This is a genomic window from Candidatus Solirubrobacter pratensis (genome assembly GCF_000425945.1).
Taxonomy (GTDB): Bacteria; Actinomycetota; Thermoleophilia; order Solirubrobacterales; family Solirubrobacteraceae; genus Solirubrobacter; species Solirubrobacter pratensis.
In genome coordinates this window covers 364,183-381,776 of sequence record NZ_AUEK01000003.1, presented here as the reverse complement: position 1 = coordinate 381,776, position 17,594 = coordinate 364,183, and the positions used below count along the sequence as shown (strand labels likewise).

The 17,594-nt window shown below is 74.2% G+C and carries 16 protein-coding genes and 1 tRNA gene; 7 read left to right on the top strand and 10 right to left on the bottom strand.

Features of this window, described 5'->3' with window-relative positions; translation table 11 throughout:
- Positions 1-30 precede the first annotated feature (30 nt).
- A tRNA-Ala gene (locus tag H958_RS0101970) sits at positions 31-103 on the top strand.
- A 50-nt stretch (positions 104-153) separates the two neighbouring features.
- Here H958_RS0101970 and H958_RS0101965 read toward each other — a convergent pair.
- Together H958_RS0101965 and H958_RS34305 are read right to left on the bottom strand one after the other, a co-directional pair.
- Positions 154-1,113, bottom strand: coding sequence for a choice-of-anchor Q domain-containing protein (locus tag H958_RS0101965; RefSeq protein ID WP_028057431.1), 960 nt, complete (start codon positions 1,111-1,113; stop codon positions 154-156).
- A gap of 379 nt (positions 1,114-1,492) precedes the next feature.
- Positions 1,493-2,920: an MFS transporter gene (locus H958_RS34305; RefSeq protein ID WP_081685513.1), complete on the bottom strand. Its 1,428-nt coding sequence runs from the start codon at positions 2,918-2,920 to the stop codon at positions 1,493-1,495.
- Between the two features lie 92 nt (positions 2,921-3,012).
- Here H958_RS34305 and H958_RS0101950 point away from each other — a divergent pair, with 92 nt between their 5' ends.
- The 3 genes from H958_RS0101950 to H958_RS45800 all read left to right on the top strand — a co-directional run bounded on the left by H958_RS0101950 (position 3,013) and on the right by H958_RS45800 (position 4,379).
- Complete coding sequence (locus H958_RS0101950) at positions 3,013-3,489, top strand: SRPBCC domain-containing protein (protein ID WP_028057430.1); 477 nt, start codon at positions 3,013-3,015, stop codon at positions 3,487-3,489.
- The gene (locus H958_RS0101945; RefSeq protein ID WP_028057429.1) at positions 3,486-3,818 is read left to right on the top strand and encodes an ArsR/SmtB family transcription factor; all 333 of its coding nucleotides are present in this window, start codon (positions 3,486-3,488) and stop codon (positions 3,816-3,818) included. The genes H958_RS0101950 and H958_RS0101945 overlap by 4 nt, the downstream gene beginning before the upstream one ends.
- Before the next feature lie 120 nt (positions 3,819-3,938).
- Positions 3,939-4,379 carry a hypothetical protein gene (locus tag H958_RS45800; RefSeq protein ID WP_156027606.1) on the top strand — a complete coding sequence of 147 codons (441 nt, stop codon included), beginning with the start codon at positions 3,939-3,941 and terminating at the stop codon, positions 4,377-4,379.
- A gap of 12 nt (positions 4,380-4,391) precedes the next feature.
- Here the strand turns inward: H958_RS45800 and H958_RS0101940 are convergent, their stop codons facing one another.
- The gene (locus H958_RS0101940; protein WP_037408817.1) at positions 4,392-4,793 is read right to left on the bottom strand and encodes an ester cyclase; all 402 of its coding nucleotides are present in this window, start codon (positions 4,791-4,793) and stop codon (positions 4,392-4,394) included.
- 70 nt (positions 4,794-4,863) lie between these two features.
- Positions 4,864-6,228, bottom strand: coding sequence for an amidase (locus tag H958_RS0101935; protein ID WP_028057427.1), 1,365 nt, complete (start codon positions 6,226-6,228; stop codon positions 4,864-4,866).
- A gap of 144 nt (positions 6,229-6,372) precedes the next feature.
- On the opposite strand from H958_RS0101935, the gene H958_RS0101930 reads away from it, so the two are divergent.
- Together H958_RS0101930 and H958_RS0101925 are read left to right on the top strand one after the other, a co-directional pair.
- Complete coding sequence (locus H958_RS0101930) at positions 6,373-7,047, top strand: hypothetical protein (protein WP_028057426.1); 675 nt, start codon at positions 6,373-6,375, stop codon at positions 7,045-7,047.
- Positions 7,048-7,098: 51 nt separating this feature from the next.
- Positions 7,099-8,340: a S26 family signal peptidase gene (locus H958_RS0101925; protein ID WP_028057425.1), complete on the top strand. Its 1,242-nt coding sequence runs from the start codon at positions 7,099-7,101 to the stop codon at positions 8,338-8,340.
- Here the strand turns inward: H958_RS0101925 and H958_RS0101920 are convergent.
- Entirely contained in the window at positions 8,268-10,850 is a 2,583-nt protein-coding gene (locus H958_RS0101920) for an FG-GAP-like repeat-containing protein (RefSeq protein WP_156027604.1), read from the bottom strand. The two genes, H958_RS0101925 and H958_RS0101920, sit on opposite strands and share 73 nt — an antisense overlap.
- Positions 10,851-10,926: 76 nt before the next feature.
- On the bottom strand, positions 10,927-11,514 hold the full coding sequence (locus H958_RS42605; protein ID WP_051323692.1) for a TetR/AcrR family transcriptional regulator: 588 nt from the start codon (positions 11,512-11,514) through the stop codon (positions 10,927-10,929).
- A gap of 50 nt (positions 11,515-11,564) precedes the next feature.
- On the opposite strand from H958_RS42605, the gene H958_RS34295 reads away from it, so the two are divergent.
- A complete protein-coding gene (locus H958_RS34295; RefSeq protein WP_051323691.1) occupies positions 11,565-13,265 on the top strand; it encodes a hypothetical protein in 1,701 nt (566 codons plus the stop codon).
- Here the strand turns inward: H958_RS34295 and H958_RS0101905 are convergent.
- From H958_RS0101905 to H958_RS0101890, 4 genes are read right to left on the bottom strand one after another with little or no spacing between them, the layout of a single operon-like run.
- Positions 13,171-15,405 carry a S15 peptidase family protein gene (locus H958_RS0101905; RefSeq protein WP_028057423.1) on the bottom strand — a complete coding sequence of 745 codons (2,235 nt, stop codon included), beginning with the start codon at positions 15,403-15,405 and terminating at the stop codon, positions 13,171-13,173. The two genes, H958_RS34295 and H958_RS0101905, sit on opposite strands and share 95 nt — an antisense overlap.
- Positions 15,406-15,441: 36 nt before the next feature.
- Positions 15,442-15,924, bottom strand: a complete 483-nt coding sequence (locus tag H958_RS0101900) for a Crp/Fnr family transcriptional regulator (RefSeq protein ID WP_028057422.1) — start codon at positions 15,922-15,924, stop codon at positions 15,442-15,444.
- Positions 15,921-16,940 carry a winged helix DNA-binding domain-containing protein gene (locus tag H958_RS0101895; protein WP_028057421.1) on the bottom strand — a complete coding sequence of 340 codons (1,020 nt, stop codon included), beginning with the start codon at positions 16,938-16,940 and terminating at the stop codon, positions 15,921-15,923. Before H958_RS0101895 ends, H958_RS0101900 begins: the two co-directional genes overlap by 4 nt.
- On the bottom strand, positions 16,937-17,530 hold the full coding sequence (locus H958_RS0101890) for a cytidylate kinase-like family protein (RefSeq protein ID WP_081685511.1): 594 nt from the start codon (positions 17,528-17,530) through the stop codon (positions 16,937-16,939). Before H958_RS0101890 ends, H958_RS0101895 begins: the two co-directional genes overlap by 4 nt.
- Positions 17,531-17,594: the final 64 nt, after the last annotated feature.

Genomic DNA, 17,594 nt, shown 5'->3' with positions numbered 1-17,594 from the left:
CGGCGGGCTCTCGATTCCTGCCGCCGGCTCGGGGCTATAGCTCAGTTGGGAGAGCGCCTGGATCGCACCCAGGAGGTCGGGGGTTCGAGTCCCCCTAGCTCCACCTCCGAGGAAGCCCTGCACCCGCGGGGCTTCTTTACTTTCGGGCTGCCGTCAGCGGACCACCTTGAAGCCGGCCCTGATCGCGTGTGCCGTGACGTTGCCGGCGGCGTCGCCGGCGGTCGCGACGACCTGGTAGGCCCCGGCGGGCAGGGCGTGTCCGCGAACCCGGCCTGTGAAGGCGAGCGCATTGGCGCCGGCCTTGCCGCTCACCGCCAGCGTTCCCAGCTGCTTGCTCGTCGTGCAGCGAGGCCCGCTGCCGTGCGCGCGGCACCTGCCGCCCGACTTGCGGCCGGCGACGATACGGACGATCGCCAGCTTGACGTTGGCTGCCTCGGTGAGCGAGAAGCGCAGCGTGGTGCCACGCTTGCGGACCGCCTTGCCGGCCGGGGCGGGCCGGAACCGCGACGGCGAAGCGGTCAGACGCGACAGCACCGGCGCCGTCACGTCGGCCGGCGGCGTCGCGGCGGGCGCGGGCGGTGCAGGCGGCGGAGGTGACGTGCAGAGCCCCGTCGCCTGGAACTCGAACGCGCCCATGTCGCTGCGAACGGCGCAGCCGGCGTTGCCGAGCACGATGCGCGGCAGCCCGGCCAGATCCACGCCGGGCTCGTTGCCGAGCAGCCCGGCCGGGTCACCCGCGTCGATCGCGGGCGAGCTCGCGGTCAGGCGGTAGTCGCCGCCGGCGGCGCTTGCGAACGCCGGGTCGGCGTCGACGTTGCCGGCGCCCTGGGTGAAGCCGCCCGGGCCACTGCCGATCGTCTTCGTCGTCGGGGCGTAGTCGGAGTAGCTTGTCGTGACGGTGGACCCGCCGCTGCCGGCGGCGACGAAGCGCAGGAGCGAGGCCGTGAAGCCGCGGAGGATCGAGTTGCGCATCGTGACCGATGCGATCCTGCCGTTCGCGGACCCTCCGCCGGCGTAGAGCCCGCTCGAGCTGAACGTGTCGTCGCCGACGATCGTGTCGTGGTCGAGCGTGATCGCCGCGGGGGCTTCGCGCGACCCTGCCAGTGGGCTCATCTGAGGCGCCCGAATCGCTGGCTACACCTTGGTGCGCGCCGGCGCCGGCCACAGTACGGCCACCCACACCCCTTAGCGCCGACGTCACGGAACGACGAGGGCTACGTGTGGCTGGGGACGCGACACCGCGCGCGTGGAGCCGAGCGAGCAGTCTTCTGGCCGAGCCTGCGGACGGTGAGCGTCTCGCTGCGCAGGGCGTCGCGAGCTGCGGACCCGGTCCCCGCGAGATCGCGTGGCCGGCGCAGCGCGAACCTGTTCTATGGGCCGCGCTGCAGGCGCAACGGCTGGACCTCTACCGCCGCCGCGACTTGCCCTCACGCGCTCCGATCCTGATCCACCTCCACGGCGGGCACAACCCGAGGAGCACGCACGATCCGGGCTAGCCGCCGACGACGGGCGCCCCAACAGCAGGTTCGGCGTTCACGGCAGACGCAACTGGCCACCGCAACGCGCCCGCGGCCACCACGGCCCCGAGGGTGGTGAGTGCCACGCAGGCCCAGATCGCGTGGACGAAGCCGGTGGCGAAGCCCTCTGCCGTGGCGTAGGCCGCTGGACTGGCGAAGACGAGTCCGACGAGCGCGACGCCGAACACCCCGCCGAGCTCGCGGATGGTCGCGTTGGCGCCGGCGGCGATGCCCATCTGGTCGTGACGTACCGAGGCCACGACCTCGCTCGAGAAGGCGGGAAAGACCATGCCGATGGCGATGCCGCTGAGCACGAGCGGCGGGCACAACTCGACGTACGGGGTGTCGGCGTGCGCAACGGCGGCGAACCACGCCAGCGCGACTGCCTGGATCGCCATGCCCGCGGCCATGAATCGTCGGTTGCCGTGCTTGGCGGCCAGCGAGCCGGCCAGGGGCGCCACGACGATCGTCGGCAGCGGCCAGGGCATGAACCGCAAGGCGGCCGCAATGGGGCTGTGGTGCTGCGCGATCTGGAAGTACTGCGACGTCAGGAACACGGCACCGCACAGGCTGCCGTAGATGCAGAAGCCGACCGTGTTGGCGACGTTGAACCGGGCGTTGCGGAAGATCGGGAGCGGCAGCATGGGGTGATGCGTCTTGCGTTCCCAGGACAGGAAGCAGGCAACGACAACGAGCCCGCCGGCGAGGGGTACCAGGACGGCCGGCGATCCGACCGACCGGTCGCTCGCCTGCACCAGTCCCCAGCTGATCCCCAGGAAGCCGAGGCTGGCGAGCACGAGCCCGAGGACGTCGAGTCGTTGGCGAGCTCCGAAGGTCTCGGTCACGAACCGCAGGGCCGCGGGGATCAGCGCCACGGCGATCGGCACGTTGATCCAGAAGATCCACGACCACCCCAAGGCCTGCACCACGCCGGCGCCGAGGATCGGCCCGAGCACGCCGCCCAGGCCGGTCACTCCTCCCCAGATGCCGATCGCCCGGCCCCTGGACTCCGGCGCGAAGGCCTCGCTGATCATCGTCAGCGTCAACGGGAGGACCAGCGCCGCGGCCGCGCCCTGCGCCGCCCGCGCCGCCACCAGAGCCCCGATGCTCGGCGCGAGCGCCGCGGCGACCGACGACGCGGCAAACCCGGCGAGCCCCACCGTGAAGACCCGCCGGCGTCCGAACCGATCGCCAAGGCCGGAGGCGGTCAGCAGCAGGCAGGCAAAGGCCAGCAGGTAGGCGTTGACCGTCCACTCCAAAGCGCCCACGTCCCCGCCGAGCGACCGGCGTAGGGCGGGGAGCGCCGTTGTCACGACCATCATGTCGATGCTGGTCATGAATGCCGCGATCGACGCCACCGCGAGCGTGGGGCCGGGATGACGATGGATATGGGCATCGGGCATTGAACGACTCCTTGAGCAACTAGTAGTTGCGCGTTACGCTAGCTCGACCTAGACTGTTTCGCAACTACTAGTTGCGTATCGGGAGCCCACACATGACCAGCGACACCATCACCCGTGACATCCTCATCAACGCGTCCCCGGAGACCGTGTACGACGTGGTCAGCCGACCGGAGCACATCGTCAAATGGTTCAGTGACGAGGCAGACTTCGAACCGGTTCCCGATGCCCGCGGCGTGCTCATCTGGCGAGACCAGGAGACGAACCGGGCGACGACGGTCGAGCTGACCGTGGTGAGCGCCGACCGGCCGCGCCTCTTCGCGTTCCATTGGATCTCTCCCGAGCGCCAGCGAGCGACGCCGACGGCGACGGACCCCGTGCTCGTCGAGTTCCGGATCACCGCCGAGCCGGATGGCACCCGCCTGGTCGTCAGCGAATCCGGGCTTGACGCGGTCGACTGGGACGACGCCGCCAAGGCCGCCTACGCCGCCAACCACAGCAACGGATGGGGGACCTTCCTGCCGTCGCTGCGCGACTACGCCGAAGCGCTCGTCACCCGGAGCTCGGCATGACCGCCGTCCTGGACCAGGTCTGGACGGCCGTCGGTGATCCCAGCCGCCGACGCCTGCTCGACCTGCTCCTCGACACCGGCGAATCCACGCCGACCAAGCTGGCAAGCCAACTCCCCCTGACCCGGCAGGCGGTGTCCAAGCACCTCGCCGTCCTCGAACGCGCCGGGCTGGTCAACAGTACGCCTCAGGGACGCCAGATGACCTACCGCATCCGCGTCGACGAGTTCGACCGGGCCACGCGAAGCATCGCCGAGGTTGCGGCACGCTGGGACCGGCGGCTGGGAGCGATCAAGGCGATCGCCGAGGCCATCGAGAACGCTGGTCGGTGAGACGCCCTGCACGCTCGGTAACCCGACGACGCGTGTACGGCGTCAGCTCGGGCACCGGCGGCTCCGGCGGCCCGTTCCACGCGAGCAACCCGAGCGGCAACGGGCCGGCCATGACCGCGATTGCCGACGGCCGTTCCGACGTGCGGCAAGGTGCTCGCGGGTCGAGTCGTCGAGATCGATCCGGCGAAGCCGGACTGCTTCCGCGTCTCGACTACAGCCAACGGCACCCGCGTGGCCGGCGTGATCTCATCTGCGCCCGGCGTGACGCTCAATGCCCCCGACGGAGCCGACGCCGAAGTCACCGGTCCCGCGCCGGCTCTCGCGGGTCGCGTGCCGGTGAGGGTCTCTGCGGAGCGCCGAGCCATCCGGATCGGCGACCTGCTGGTGGCGTCGTCGACCCCGGGCTACGGTCGGCACCGTCATCGGCAAGGCGTTGCAGAACTTCGATCGGGGCAAGGGCTCGATCAAGATGCTGGTGATGACGCGCTGAGGCGCCGACGCGTCGGATCGGCGATCGCCGACCACAGCGCATCGTCCACGGCCGCGCGCTGCCAAGCGTGAGCCAGGGCGGGGCTACCGGAGCGCCTGGTAGACCTCGAACGCGCTGCGCTCGACCCAGTTCTGCTCGAGCAGGCCGTCGGCACGGACCGCCCAGACCGCGGTGCCGGTCATGCGGATCGGTCGCCCGTCGGGCTCGGTGCCGAGCATCCCGTTGTTGCGGCCGGTGATGACCCAGCGGGAGGCGACGCGCGTGCCGTCTGCGTTCTGGAAGGTCTCGACGGCCTCGAACTCCAGGCCGTCCACGCGCGCGAGGAAGTCGATCACCCACTGCTTGAAGGCGGCGCGCGAGACGATGTCGACGCCCGCGCTGGTGAGCACGAAGTCCTCGGTGACGAGGCGGTCGACCGCATCCGGATCTTGCGGCGGCTGCCAGACCTCCGCCCAGAAGCGCTCCACGATCTCGACGGCGTTCATGTCTCGTAGTCTCCCCCGGACGTGGCGGCGCTTGTGCGCGATCGCGCTGGTCGCGGCCTGATCGCGCCGCTCAGCCGGAAGCCACGGCCGGCTCCGGGTGCGCGCTCGCGTACGCGTGCATCGCGCGCAGGACGGTCGCGTCGCCGTAGCGCGGGCCGACGATCTGCAACCCGGCGGGCAGGCCGGCGGCGGTGAAGCCGCACGGCACCGTCCCCGCCGGCTGCTGAGTCAGGTTGAACGGATAAGTGAACGGCGTCCAGTCCGGCCACTCCCCCTCGCCGTCCGGCGTGTCCCTGCCGGCCTGGAACGCCGGGATCGGAAGCGTCGGCGTGATGAGCAGGTCCCACGCGCCGTGGAAGGCCGCCATCCGCCGCCCGAGCGCGTCGCGCCGGTCGAGCGCGTGCAGGTACTCGAGCACCGTGAGCGCCTGCCCGCGCTCGGCCCAGCGCAGGAAGCCCGGATCGACCCTGCCGGTGTCGCTCAAGGCGGCGCGCTGCTTGGCCGCGCCGGCCGACCAGAGCGCGTCGAACGCCGGCCGCGGGTCCTCGAAGCCCGGATCGATCGCCTCGACGTGCGCGCCGAGCGCCTCCAGGCGCGCCGCCGCGCGCTCAACGAGCGCCGCCACCTCGGGATCCACGCGCACGTGGCCGAGATCCGGGCTGAACGCGATCCGCAGGCCCCGGATGCCTTGCGACAGAGTGTCGCGAAACGGCTGGGGCGGCGGCTCGAGCGCCGCCCAGTCGCGCGCGTCCGGCTCGCACATGACGTCGAGCAGCAGCGCCACGTCCGGCACGGTGCGCCCCATCGGCCCGACGTGGCTGAGGATCCCGAAGACGCTCGGCGGCCAGGCCGGCGCGCGCCCGAACGTCGGCTTGATGCCCGGCAGGCCGCAGAAGCCGCACGGGATCCGGATCGAGCCGCCGCCGTCGCTGCCGAGTGCGAGCGCGACCATGCCGCTCGCGAGCGCCACCGCACTGCCGCCGCTGGAGCCGCCGGAGGTCCGGGTCACGTCCCACGGGTTGCGCGTGACGCCGTCGAGCGCGCTGTCGGTGATCCCCTTCCAGCCGAACTCGGGCGTCGTCGTCTTGCCGACCAGCACCGCGCCGTGGCGCCGCAGAGCCGCGACCGCGGGCGCGTCGTCGGGCCAGTCGCGGTCGGCGGCGACCGTCAGCGAGCCGCGCAGCGTCGGCCACCCGCGCGTCGGGAACACGTCCTTGATCGCGACCGGCACGCCGTCGAGCAGCCCGCGCGGCGCCCCGCGGCGCCAGCGCTCCTGCGACGCCTCCGCGGCCGCCTGCGCGGCGTCCGCGTCGACGAGCCGGAAGGCGTTCACGGCGGGGTTCGCGGACTCGATCCGCGCGAGCGCTGACTCGAGCGCCTCGACCGGCGAGAGCGTCCCCGCGCGGTAGCCGTCCAGCAACTCGTGAGCGTCCATGGCGGCGCAGGATCGCACGCTGAGCAGGCGGTTCGCCGGCGCCCACGAGTGAAGTCCTGCTCAGCAATGGCCGCAAATTGCCGATAAACCGGGAAACCACCCGATCCGGGCCGGACGGAATCGGCCCCCGACAGGCACGGAGCCATGTCCAGCATCGATTCAGCTCACACCGCGATCCCCCGGTCGCGCTCCCGCCGCCGGCTTGCCGCCTGGCTGGCGTTCGGCGCCGTGGGGCTCGCCACCGGCGCCGTCTGGGCGACCGGGTTCGGCACCACCGGTGGCCAGGTCGGCGCCAACGATCCGGCGCAGTTCATCAACCCGTCCGATCCGGCCGATCACAGCCCTGACCTCCAGAGCAAGATCACGGCCAACGCCGCCGGGCTCGACTACGACTGGGACGGTCGCTGGGGCTCGGTCACCGATACGAACCTCTTCACGGTGGACCTGACCGGCAGCGGCCTCGCTCCCAACAAGTACAACGTCGGCTTCCTGCTGACCAACGGCACGCTGCTCTCGGGCACGACCGGCACGGGCTGGTCGACGATCCAGCTCAAGATCGAGCTGCTCCAGAAGGCGGCCGGCGCGTCCTGCGCCGATGCCGACTTCGCCGGCGCCAGCACCGCGCAGGAGGTGATGGCGTTCGACGCCGACGACGCCGGCGTGTACTTCAACAACCTCGACGGCGACAAGGTCTACTGCGTGGGCATCAAGACCGCCGACGGGCACGACATCAGCGGCACGTTCCTGCGCCGCGACAGCGACACGGTCGCCCCGACCGTGTATCCGGAGTTCATCGCGACCGTCGACCGCTCGCAGTAGTCGCTCCGCGGGGCGGGTCCGCCCGCCCGCCCCGCGCCGTCCCGCTTCGCCATGCAGCCGACCCCCCTCCTCGCCGCCTCGGTCCTGGCCCCGGCCCGGATGCGCGTCGCCGCGCCGCCGCGGTCTGCCGCGCGCGCCCAGTCCTCGCGCATCCGCTGGGGCTGGATGCTCGTCGCCGCCGTGCTCGCCGCGGCGGCCGGCGGCGTCGCGTACCTGCGTGAGTGGCCGCCGCTGGCGACGGTGATGTCGGCGAGCATGTCGCCGACGATCGACACGGGCGACATGGCCGTGCTCAAGCGGCTCGACCGCCCGGCCCGCGTCGGCGACGTGGTCGTCGTCCACGTCCCGGACGACGCCCGCACGCGCTATGGCTATCCCACGGTCGTGATCCATCGCGTGGTTCGCATCGCGCCCGGCGGCGCGGTGACGACCAAGGGCGACGCGCGCAGGGAGCCCGACCCGTTCTCGGTTCCGCGCTCCGCGCTCTCGGCGCGCGTCGTCGGGCGCCTGCCCGCCGGCGGCAGCGTGCTGGCCTTCCTCGGCAGCCCGCTCGGGCTGCTGTGGCTGGGCGGCGGCGCCGCGCTCTTCATCGGCATGCCGCTGCTCGACCGCCGGCGCCACCGCGCCGAGCGCGAGGCCGACGGCCTGCGCGGCCGGCTGGAGCAGATCAGCGAGGAGCTCGTCGAACTGCGCTTCGAGCGCCTCGCGGAACGCGACGCTCTGTCACAGCAGCTTCAGCTCGTGACCGCGGCGTTCAACGAGCACCTCGAGCGGCTGCCCGGCCAGATCCAGCTCGCGGTCGCCGCCGCGGTCGGCGCCGCCGCGCCGGCCGAGCCCGAGCCCGAGCCGGAGGCGGAGGGCCACCCGCTCGAGCAGCTCGCGCTGGCGCTCGTCCCCGCATCGGCCGGCGCCGCGGCCGACGAATCGCGGCCGCAGCTCGCGTTCCTGCTCGACGTCGAGCGCCCCCCGCGGTTCGCCCGCCAGTGCGAAGGCCAGCTCGAGCTGGGCCTCGACGGGCCGCCGCATCCTTCCGCGCAGCTCTCGCTCGTCGCGGCGGCACCGCGCCCCGCGCCCCCGCCGCCTCCACCCCCGCCGCCGCCCACGCGTCCCGGGACGCCCGTGCCCAGCGTCCCGACCTGGGACGCGTCGCAGCTGTCCGTCCGCCGCGAGCGGCGCCGCAGCGGCGGGCTCGTGGGCCTTGCGATCGGGCTCGTGGCATCTCACGGGCACGCCGGCGAGAGCCCGTTGCGCTCGCGCACCCCCTGCGGTTCGCGGAACGGCGTCCACCCGTAGATCGCGCGCTCGCCCGGCCGCGGGACCGCGAAGCCGTACGCCCAGCGCGCGACGCGCGGCGTGTCGCACGGGACGTTCGGGTCGGCGTAGGCGAAGGCGTCCAGGGCGGTGAACGGGCGGCCGCGCGGCACGATCGCGCGCACGAGACCGCCGCCTGCGGCGTCGACGTCCTGCCCGTCCTGCGGGTGCGCGGGGTAACCGGAGCCGCTGACGCCGGTGCTCGAGACCGTCAGCGCGGCCCAGTCGGCGCCCGCGCGGGGATCGCCGGTCGCCACCTGCGGGTCCTTGGCCGCGAGCGTCGGGACCTGGTAGTTCGCGTACGGGCCGTAGCAGCCCGGCCGCAGGTCGGGCGGCGGCGCATGACCCTCGCAGTCCGCGAACGAGGCGTTGGAGACGTAGCGGTCCTCGAAGCCGAACAGGCGGTCGCCGGACGGCAGCCCCGGCAGCGCGATGAACGGGATGGGCACGGCCCGGCGCTTCGGCGGCGCCGGACCGCAGCCGGAGTACGCGGCCTCGGCGAGCTCCTGCGGGCTGTACGTCGCGCCGCCGACGGTGGTCTGCTCGGACCCGAGCGTGACCTGGTCGCGGCGGACGAAGCCCTGCAGCTCGCGGTAGGCGCCGGCGGGCGGTCCGCTGGGGTCGAGCAGGCGCACGAGGTAGTGCGACTGCTCGAGCGCATCGGTCGCCATGCACGCGCGGCCCTGGACCTGGACCTCCATCGGATGCGGGACGCGCGGATCGCCGGTGGGATCGCACGTGGCGCCGACGCGCGTGAGGTCGCGGTCGAAGACGGTGAAGCAGTCCGGGCCGGCGCGCTGGACCGCGGCCAACCGCGCGCCGTAGGAGTCGACCAGGTCGACGATCGCGCCGGTCGCGGGGCCGACGCCGGGCCCGTGGATGCGCGCGTTGCCGCTCCGGTAGGCGGTCGGCTGGCACGTGCGCGACGGCGCGCCGCAGGCCGGCGCGGGGTTGAAGCGGCCGATCTGGCCGGCATCGGGACCGGGGTTGAACGCCGGCGAGTCGACCAGGCGCGACGCGCGGCGGCAGCGCGGTAGGACGTGATCGGCGGAGAGCGGGAAGCTCCAGAGCGCGTCCGGCAGGCATCCGGTTGCGTCCGCGCCCGAGAACCCGGAGACGACCGCCACGCTGCCGGCCCCGCGCGGGTCGCCGGCGATCGCGGCCGGCACGCCGGCTCCGAACGCGTCGAGGCCGTCGACGGCGGGCCCGGAGCCGATCCGCGCTCCCAGCTCGCCCGGCAGGTCCGCGAGCGAGACGACCTTCTGCGCGAGCGGGCTGAAGACGACGTAGGCCGCGCCGCGAAGGCCGACGGCGACGTCGGGCGCGTAGTCGCCGTCGAGGTCGCCTGTGCCCATCACCGTCGCCGGCCCGGCGCCGGGCGGCGCGTCGATCCGGAACCCGGGGAAGTCGCCACGCAGGTCGATGTCGCCGCCGGGCTGGGCGAACACCACGTAGGCGGCGCTCGGGCCGCCGAGGAGGAGGTCAGGGGTGGAGTCGCCGTCGACGTCGCCGACCGTGCCGGCGGACGTCACGTCGCCGCGGACGCGGAACCCGCCGCCGCCGCCGCCATAGACCACGTCAGCGCCGCCGTCGCCCACGGCGAGCAGGTCGGCGCGCCCGTCGTGGTTCACGTCACCCGGGAACGCGACGGACCGCCCGGCGCCTTGGATCCGGTATGTGACAGGTGTCAAACCTGCGGACCGGCGGCCTCGCGCGACGGCGGTCGTCTCGCCCTCGCCGATCGCCACGTCGTCGAGCCCGTCGCCGTCGACGTCGCCGTCGACCGCGAAGTCACCCAGCCGGCGCGATGCGAGCGCGCCCGCGGCGGGGATCGTCAGGCCACGCCGGCCCAGCCGGCGCAGGTCGAGCGAGCGCAGCGCCGGTCCGCCGAAGGCGACGTACGTCCGCCGCGCGGAGCCGATGACGAGGTCGCGATAGCCGTCGCCGTTGACGTCGCCGCCCGCCGCGACGGCGCGTCCGGTCCCGGCGTCGCCGCGGAAGCGCAGCACGCGGCCGCGCAGGACGAGGTAGGCGGTACGGGCGCCGGGAGCGCCGGCCAGCACGTCCTCGCTCCCGTCGCCGTCGACGTCGCCGACGTTCGCGACCGCGCTTCCGAGCGCGTCGCCCGGCCGCGCGCCGCGCAGCAAGGTCGTCCCCGCGGGCGCATCGGGCGGCAGCGGGCCGGCACGTGCGAAGCGCACCTCGGCGGTCTCGGTCGTCGCGCGGCCCGCCGCGTCGGTCGCGGTGACTTCCACGCGGTGCGGCCCGTCGCCGTACTCGCGCGTCGCCACGCTCCACGGCGGGCCCCCCGCCACGCGGCGCCCGTCCACGGAGAGCGTCAGCGAGCGCACGTCCGGCGCCCGGACGGGATCGACGGTGACCGTGCGCTGCTCGACGACGGCGCCGTCGGCGCGCATCAGGCTCCCGCCCACGGGGAGCGAGGGACCAGGTGCCGCGGCGGCGGCGAGGAGCCCGACCAAGAGGCCGTTCACTTCCAGGCGCCTTCCCGGTGGCGCCGGCGGTTACACCGGGGCCTCGCCGCCCGAGCGGCCGGCGGACGGCGGCGGATCAGCCGGTGAGCGCCGCGAATGTGGCCCGTGCGAAGGCGATGTAGCGGTCGGGCTCGGCGTCGCCGTCGAGGACGTCGAGCGCCGCGCGCTCGGCGACGGCCAGGACGGCGCGCGCGGTGAGCTCGAGATCGGCCGGGCGTAGCGGACGCAGCAGCGCGCGCAGCTGCTCCAGCACGACCGCACGGCCGGCCTCGACGTGCTCGCGCACCAGTTCCGGCGTCTCGACGGCGGGCGCCAGCAGCAGGCGCCACTCGGCGGGGCTCTCGCGCACGGCGCGCAGGCCGCGCTCGACCCAGGCGACCAGGACCTCGCGCGGGTCGCCCTCCGGCGGGGACACCGCCGCGAGCGTCGGGAGGATGCGGCGCTCCTCGCGCTCGAGCAGCGCGCGCAGGAGCGGTCCGCGCCCGCCGAAGGCCTCGTAGACGACCGTCTTGGCGACGCCCGTCTCGCGCGCGATCGCCTCCATGTTGGCGGCGCCGTAGCCGCGTGCGCAGATGATCCGCAGCGCGGCGTCGAGCACCTGCTCGCGGCGGACCTCGATCGGGAGCCGCGGAGCGCGGCGGCGTGGGGCGGTGCTTGGGGCCATGTGTGAGGAACCGCAACCTACGGTGCCGTATGTACGCTAGCGTACCCAGGATGTCCGCCGCCGCTCCCGCTGGAGGAGCGGAGCTCGGCCAGATCGCGATCGTGGTCGGCTTCGTGAGCGTCGCCTACGCGTTCCTGTTCGCGTTCGCCCTCGCGCACCGCGCGGGCCGGCCGACGCGGATCGGCGCCCTCGCCGAGCGCATCGGCGCCTGGCAGCGCATCCCGCCGTGGGCGGGGCTCCCGCTCGGCGTGGTCAGCGTCTCGCTCGTGACCGTCTACCTCGGGCTGATGTGGGACATGTCGCTGCACATCGACAAGGGCCGCGACCCCGGGCCGCTGGCGAACCCGGCGCACTACCTGATCCTCCTCGGCCTCTACGGGATCTTCGCGGCGGGGTTCCTGGCACTGGCGCTGGGCACCCCGGGACGCCGGCCGACCGGCGGCATCCTGCTGGCTGCGGCGGGGACGTTCGCGCTCGCCGGCTTCCCGCTCGACGACGTCTGGCACCGGCTGTTCGGGCAGGACGTGACGCTCTGGGGCCCGACGCACCTGATCATGATGGGCGGCGGCGTGCTCTCGATCGTCGGGGTCGCCGTGCTGCTCGCGGAGTCGGGCTCGCGGCTGTGCTTCGCGCGCGTGCTCGCCTGCGCGACGCTGCTCGTCGGCCTGTCGGCCTTCATGGGCGAGTTCGACTTCAGCGTGCCCCAGTTCCGGCTCGTGCTGCAGCCGGCGCTGATCGCGTTCGCGAGCGGCGTCGCCCTCGTCGCGGCCCGGCGCTGGGCGGGCCCCGGCGGCGCCCTGGCGGCGTCGGGGCTCGCGCTCGCCATGGCGCTGGCGACCGCGCTCACGGTCAAGCTCGCCGGCGAGGCGATGCCGCTGATGCCGCTCTTCCTCCCCGGGGGCATCGCCGTCGAGCTCGCCTTCCTCGCGCGCCGCGGCCCGGTCACGGCGGGCGCGCTGACGGCGACGGTCGGCCTCGCCGGCGAGTGGGCGTGGACGCAGGCGGCGATGCCGATCGCCTGGACGCCCGCGCTGCTGCCCGAGGCGGCGATCATGGCGGTCGTGGCGGGCGTCGCGGGCGCCGTGATCGGCGGCCAGCTCGGCGGCGCGCTGCGGCGCGAGCCACCCCGCCGATGGCTCGCCACCGCCGCGCTCGCCGCGTTCGCGGCCGTGATCGCCGACGGCCTGGTGGAGCACACCCCGGCCGGTGCGCGCGCGACGATCGTGCGCGACGGCGCCGGGATGACGGTGCGCGTCGAGCCCGCCGCGCTCGCCGACGACGCCGCATCGGTGCGCTACGTCGCATGGCAGGGCGGGCCGCCGCGGCGGGAGGCGACGCTGCGCCGCCTCGCGCCGGGCGTCTACCGCACCGGCGACGCCGTGCCGGCGCGCGGCGACTGGAAGTCGCTCGTCCTGATCGACAGCGGCCGCGCGCTCGTCGCCGCGCCGGTCTACGAGCCGGCCGATTCCGCCATCCCCGTGCGCGAGGTCCCCGCCCGCGCGCGGGTCACGCGCCCGCTGGAGAAGACGCGCGACCTGCTGCAGCGCGAGCGCAGGCCGGACGTCCCGGCCTGGCTGTGGACGTCGGCCTCGCTCGTGGTCCTGGTGCTGGGCCTCGGGTTCCTCGGACTGCTCGGCTGGGGCGTCGACCGCTTCGCTAGGGGTTCGTCGTCGACAGCGAGAACGTCACCGTCGCCGCGTAGGCGCCGGTTCGCAGCGCATCCGTCGCACCGATCGCCTGCCGGAACGTGATCGCCGCCGTGCCGTTGGACACGGGCCCGGACCAGCTCCCGGGCGCGATCTCGGTCCGCAGCGGCTGCGGCAGGCTGAACGCGCCGTTGCGGAGCTGGACGGGTCCCGACGCGGTCAGGGTCGCCTCGCCTGCGGTGGATGTCACGGTCGCCGTGGTCTGCGCCGTGTACTCGTCCTGCCCGCCCGGCCGGAACGCCCCGAAGCTCGCCGGGCCGCCGAGGCTGAGCGCGAGCGTCGCGGGGACCGTCCCGCCCGCGGTCCCGTCCGCGTAGGTCGCCCAGCCCGGCGCGAGCTTGTAGCCGGGCGGCACGACCTTGGCCACCGGCGCCGCCACCGTGACGCCGTTGCCGAGATCGGTTCCGGGGGCGTTCACGACCGGTAGCCGCAGCTGCAGGTCGGTCACGCCGACGGGCTGCTGCGGCGCGACGGCCGAGGACGTGCGCAGGTACGGCGAGTCCTGCGCGAGCAGCTCGAGCTTGAGCGCGTGCCCGGGCTGGACGGTCCAAGCCTGCGGATGCAGCTGGAACACCTGCTCGACCGGCCCCGCGCCGACGCCGACCGGGCGCTGGACGCCGCGCGCGATCAGCCGCTCCGTCGCGCCGTCCACGTCGTAGAGGCGCGCCGCGACGAAGTCGTTCGCGCCCGCAGTCGCGAGCTTGGCGACGATCGTGGCGGAGCCGGCGAGCGTGTACGCCGAGCTCGCGGCGGGGACGGTGTACGTCGCGGCCGACGGGTTGTCCGCGCTGCTCGTGGTCGCGCACACATCGCCGGACGTGAACGCGTTCGACGGCGCCGTGCCGGGCGCGGCCGTCAGCGTCCCGGTCGTGCTCAGCCGGATCTCGCCCGGCGCGAGCTGCGGCCAGCTCGCCGCGTGGAAGTGCGTTCCGGCGCCGCTCACGGGGCACTTGCTCGTGAGGATGTCGACGCCGCCGCGGGCGTCGGCGGGCTCGGGCCCGACGCCCTTGAGGTAGTAGTCGAACCAGGCGTTCACGGCCGCCGTGAGCGCCGCGCCGTCGGCCGCGGAGACCGTGCCGGCGCGCGGGTTGTGGCCGAAGTCGAGGTGGAACATCGTGATCGGCTGCTCCGGCCGGCGCGCGCGGACCTTGTTGTAGTAGCGGATCGCCTCGTCGACCGGGAAGAGGTCGTCGTTCCAGCCGTTCGCCAGCAGCGCCGGCGCCGGCGCAACGGAGTCGTCGATGTAGACCGCCGAGTGGTCGGCGGCCAGCTCGTCGGTCATCGCCTGGGCGGCGGCGTTGGCGTCGAACGGGCCGCCCGAGTCGGTCGTCGCCTTCCAGCCGACGAGGTCCGCCGACGCGTCGGTTCCGGCCGGCGCGTAGAAGCCGAGCACCTGGCCGGCGAGGAAGAGGCTGGCGTTCCAGCTCTGCTTCTGGACGCCGATGCGGCGGTCGCCGAGCGGGCCGCGGTAGGTGCCGTTGGCGACGTAGTCGAGGCTCGAGCCGTTCGGCATCAGCGCGGTGTCGAGGTCGCTCCAGGTGTACTGCGGCGCCGTCGCGGCGATCTGCATCGCCTTGCCGAGCGGGCTCGTCCACGGCGCGAGCGTGCCGTCCGGGCGCTGGATGCGGTTGCGCAGCGCGCCGAGCGCGATCGCCATCGCGCCGCCGTAGGAGCCGCCGGTCGCGCCGATCCGCTGCGGGTCGATCACCCCGTCGTCGGCGAGCAGACCGAGCGCGTACTGCGCGTCGCGCACCTCGTAGGCGTCGTGCATCAGGTGGATGTAGCCCTTGCCGGCGCACTCCGCGGCGCGCGGCGCGGTCCCGCACGAGCGTCCCCAGCCGCGATCGGTCATCGTGAACACGGCGTAGCCGCGCGCGAGCGCGCGCTGGGCGTCGGCGCCGCTGAGCGCCAGCTTCGACCCGCCCCAGCCGTGGTAGACGCCGATCACCGGGTACGGGCCGTCGGGACCCGACGCGGGCGCCGGCGGGAACGCCGCCGAGACGTCGACCGGACTGCCGTCGAAGCTGGGGATCGTCGCGGCGCCTGTGCCGCAGAACCGCTGCCCGTTGGGTTGGACCGTGCAGGCGACGGCACCCCCGAACACGCTCGGTATCGCGGCCTGCGCCGCCGACGGAACGACGAAGCTGGCCGCGACCGCGGCCAGCGCGAGCATCCTGCTGCGCATCTCTCTCTCCTCCTCCTTGACCCGGCGCGCCGGAGTCTAAGCGCTGCGGAGGTTCGCGATGACCTCGGAAGCCATACGAAGGCGTAGGGCGAGGATGCGCGCGAGGTCGCGCAGCATCGCGTGCGCGAGCTCAGGGGCCGCCTCGGTCAAGCGCGCGAAGCCCTCCTGATCCAGCCGCACGACCTCGACGTCGGTCACCGCGTCCAGCGTCGCCGAGCGCGGTCGGCCGTCGAAGAACGCCAGCTCGCCGACGACGGACGGCGCGTCGATGACCTTGAAGGCGCTCTCGTCGCGCGGCAGGCGGACGCCGACGCTGCCCTCGGTGATGAGGTAGAGCGCGCGGTCCTCCTCGCCGGCCTGGACGAGCGCGAGCCCCGCGGCGACGCGAAGGACCTCGGCGTGCGAGAACACCACGGCCCAGTCCGACGCCGTCGCCTCGGGCAGGAACAACAGATCGGCCGAGTCCTCGTGGGCCTCTTCGGCGAAGACGGCGAACGGGCCGGCGTGCGGGCTGCTCACTGGCCCCCAAGGTACCGGGCGAGCGCCTCGCCCTCCTCCTCGAGCGCCCGCAGGTCGGCGGCGGGCAGCGGGCGCCAGGGGTCCAGGATCACCTCGCCGTCCGCGAAGCGCCACGTCCCGGCGACGGTGCCGCCGGCGAGGAACGTCGGGAACGACTGCGGGGTCTTCGAGCTGAAGATCCGCGGGCGATCCTCTTCGCGGATGATCAGCGCGCGGCGCGCGTGGCCCAGCAGCGTCGCGTCCCACGTCGGCAGGAAGCTCGGCGGCGCAGGCGTGTCCGCGCCCGGGAGCGGGGCACCGGGGAGGTCGAGCAGCTCCGCGCCGTCCTCGGCGGCGAAGCGGCACAGGTCCAGGCCGTCGAGCTCGAGGTCGCTCACGCGCAGCCCGGCGAAGTTGGCGATCTCGTTGCGGGTCGCCGGACCGAAGCCCTGCAGGTAGCGGCGGACCAGCGTCGCGTGCGCGTCGCCGGCGTCCCCGGGGGCGCCGACCCACTCCTCCGCGAGGCCGTAGAGGTCCGCGCGGCGGCGCTCCCACGTCCCCGACGGCGGCACGCGGACCATGTCGAGCCACAGCCCGAGCCCGTGAAAGGCCTCCTTGCCGACGAGCTGCTCGAGCTCCGCGCGGCGCAGATGGCGGCCGCGCAGCGCCTCGCGCGCCGTCGCCGCCGCCGCATCCATGTCGGCGGTGCTCTTGGTCGCGCGCCGCCACGAGACGCGCCGAGCCCCGCGGATCGCAAGGGCGAGCGGCCAGTAGTCGGCCTTCGAGACGAGGTGGATCGTCGAACGCATCAGCGTCGCCTGGACGATGCCGCGCCGCTCCAGCCCGTCGGTCACGGCATCGCGCTCGAGGTCGTTGACACGTGACCAGAGTCCGATGTACATCGACGGCGCGTACTGCGCCTGGATCCCGCCGATCCGCTCCAGAACGCCGGGGAGCGGCGCGTCGAAGCGCTCGAGCAGGCCCTGCCGCGCGAGCACCGCGCGGTTGAGCTCGAGCTGCGTGAGCGTCCGCGTCACCGCGCGGCGGCGACGATCACGTCGACCACGGTGTCCAGCGGAAGCGCCGTCGAGTCGATCACCAGGTGATAGAGCGACGGGTCGCGTGCGTCGGCGGCGTAGAAGTGGCGCACATACGCCTCGCGCGCGCGGTCGCTGTCGCGCAGCAGCCGCTGCGCGTCCGCGCGCTCCAGGTCGCCGAGCCGCATCGCCTGCTCGATCCGGCGCTCCTGCGGGCCGTCGAGGCGCACGTGCAGCGCCTCCGGGTGCTCGCGCAGGACGATCGCGCCGCCGCGCCCGAGCACGACCTCGCCGCGCGGCGCGTGCTCGAGGATGATGCGCTCCGTCTCGCGCCGGTAGTCCTCGCCCGCCAGCACGCCCGCCTGCACCATCGCTCCGGCGAGCTCGGGCAGCAGCGCGAACGAGGACGCGAGCCGCCCGATCGCGTCGCCGAGCGACTCATCGTGCGCGAGCGCGTCGTCGAGCGGGACCGCGAGGCGCTCCGCCACCCGCACGGGGATCGCGCGGTCGAGCAGCTCGACGCCCAGCCGTTCGGCCACGGCAGGACCCACCCGGCTGCCGCCGGCTCCGAAGGAGGCGGAGAGGGTCACGAGCGCGGGCGTGGCGCGCAGATTAGCCCCACGTCACGCGGGAAGCGTGAAGGCGGGCGGCCTC

Bases quoted from the DNA above. Each gene is read 5' to 3' on its own strand.
- H958_RS0101965 (WP_028057431.1), bottom strand. From the start codon at position 1,113: ATGAGCCCACTGGCAGGGTCGCGCGAAGCCCCCGCGGCGATCACGCTC.
- H958_RS34305 (WP_081685513.1), bottom strand. From the start codon at position 2,920: ATGCCCGATGCCCATATCCATCGTCATCCCGGCCCCACGCTCGCGGTG.
- H958_RS0101950 (WP_028057430.1), top strand. From the start codon at position 3,013: ATGACCAGCGACACCATCACCCGTGACATCCTCATCAACGCGTCCCCG.
- H958_RS0101945 (WP_028057429.1), top strand. From the start codon at position 3,486: ATGACCGCCGTCCTGGACCAGGTCTGGACGGCCGTCGGTGATCCCAGC.
- H958_RS0101940 (WP_037408817.1), bottom strand. From the start codon at position 4,793: ATGAACGCCGTCGAGATCGTGGAGCGCTTCTGGGCGGAGGTCTGGCAG.
- H958_RS0101935 (WP_028057427.1), bottom strand. From the start codon at position 6,228: ATGGACGCTCACGAGTTGCTGGACGGCTACCGCGCGGGGACGCTCTCG.
- H958_RS0101930 (WP_028057426.1), top strand. From the start codon at position 6,373: ATGTCCAGCATCGATTCAGCTCACACCGCGATCCCCCGGTCGCGCTCC.
- H958_RS0101925 (WP_028057425.1), top strand. From the start codon at position 7,099: ATGCAGCCGACCCCCCTCCTCGCCGCCTCGGTCCTGGCCCCGGCCCGG.
- H958_RS42605 (WP_051323692.1), bottom strand. From the start codon at position 11,514: ATGGCCCCAAGCACCGCCCCACGCCGCCGCGCTCCGCGGCTCCCGATC.
- H958_RS34295 (WP_051323691.1), top strand. From the start codon at position 11,565: ATGTCCGCCGCCGCTCCCGCTGGAGGAGCGGAGCTCGGCCAGATCGCG.
- H958_RS0101905 (WP_028057423.1), bottom strand. From the start codon at position 15,405: ATGCGCAGCAGGATGCTCGCGCTGGCCGCGGTCGCGGCCAGCTTCGTC.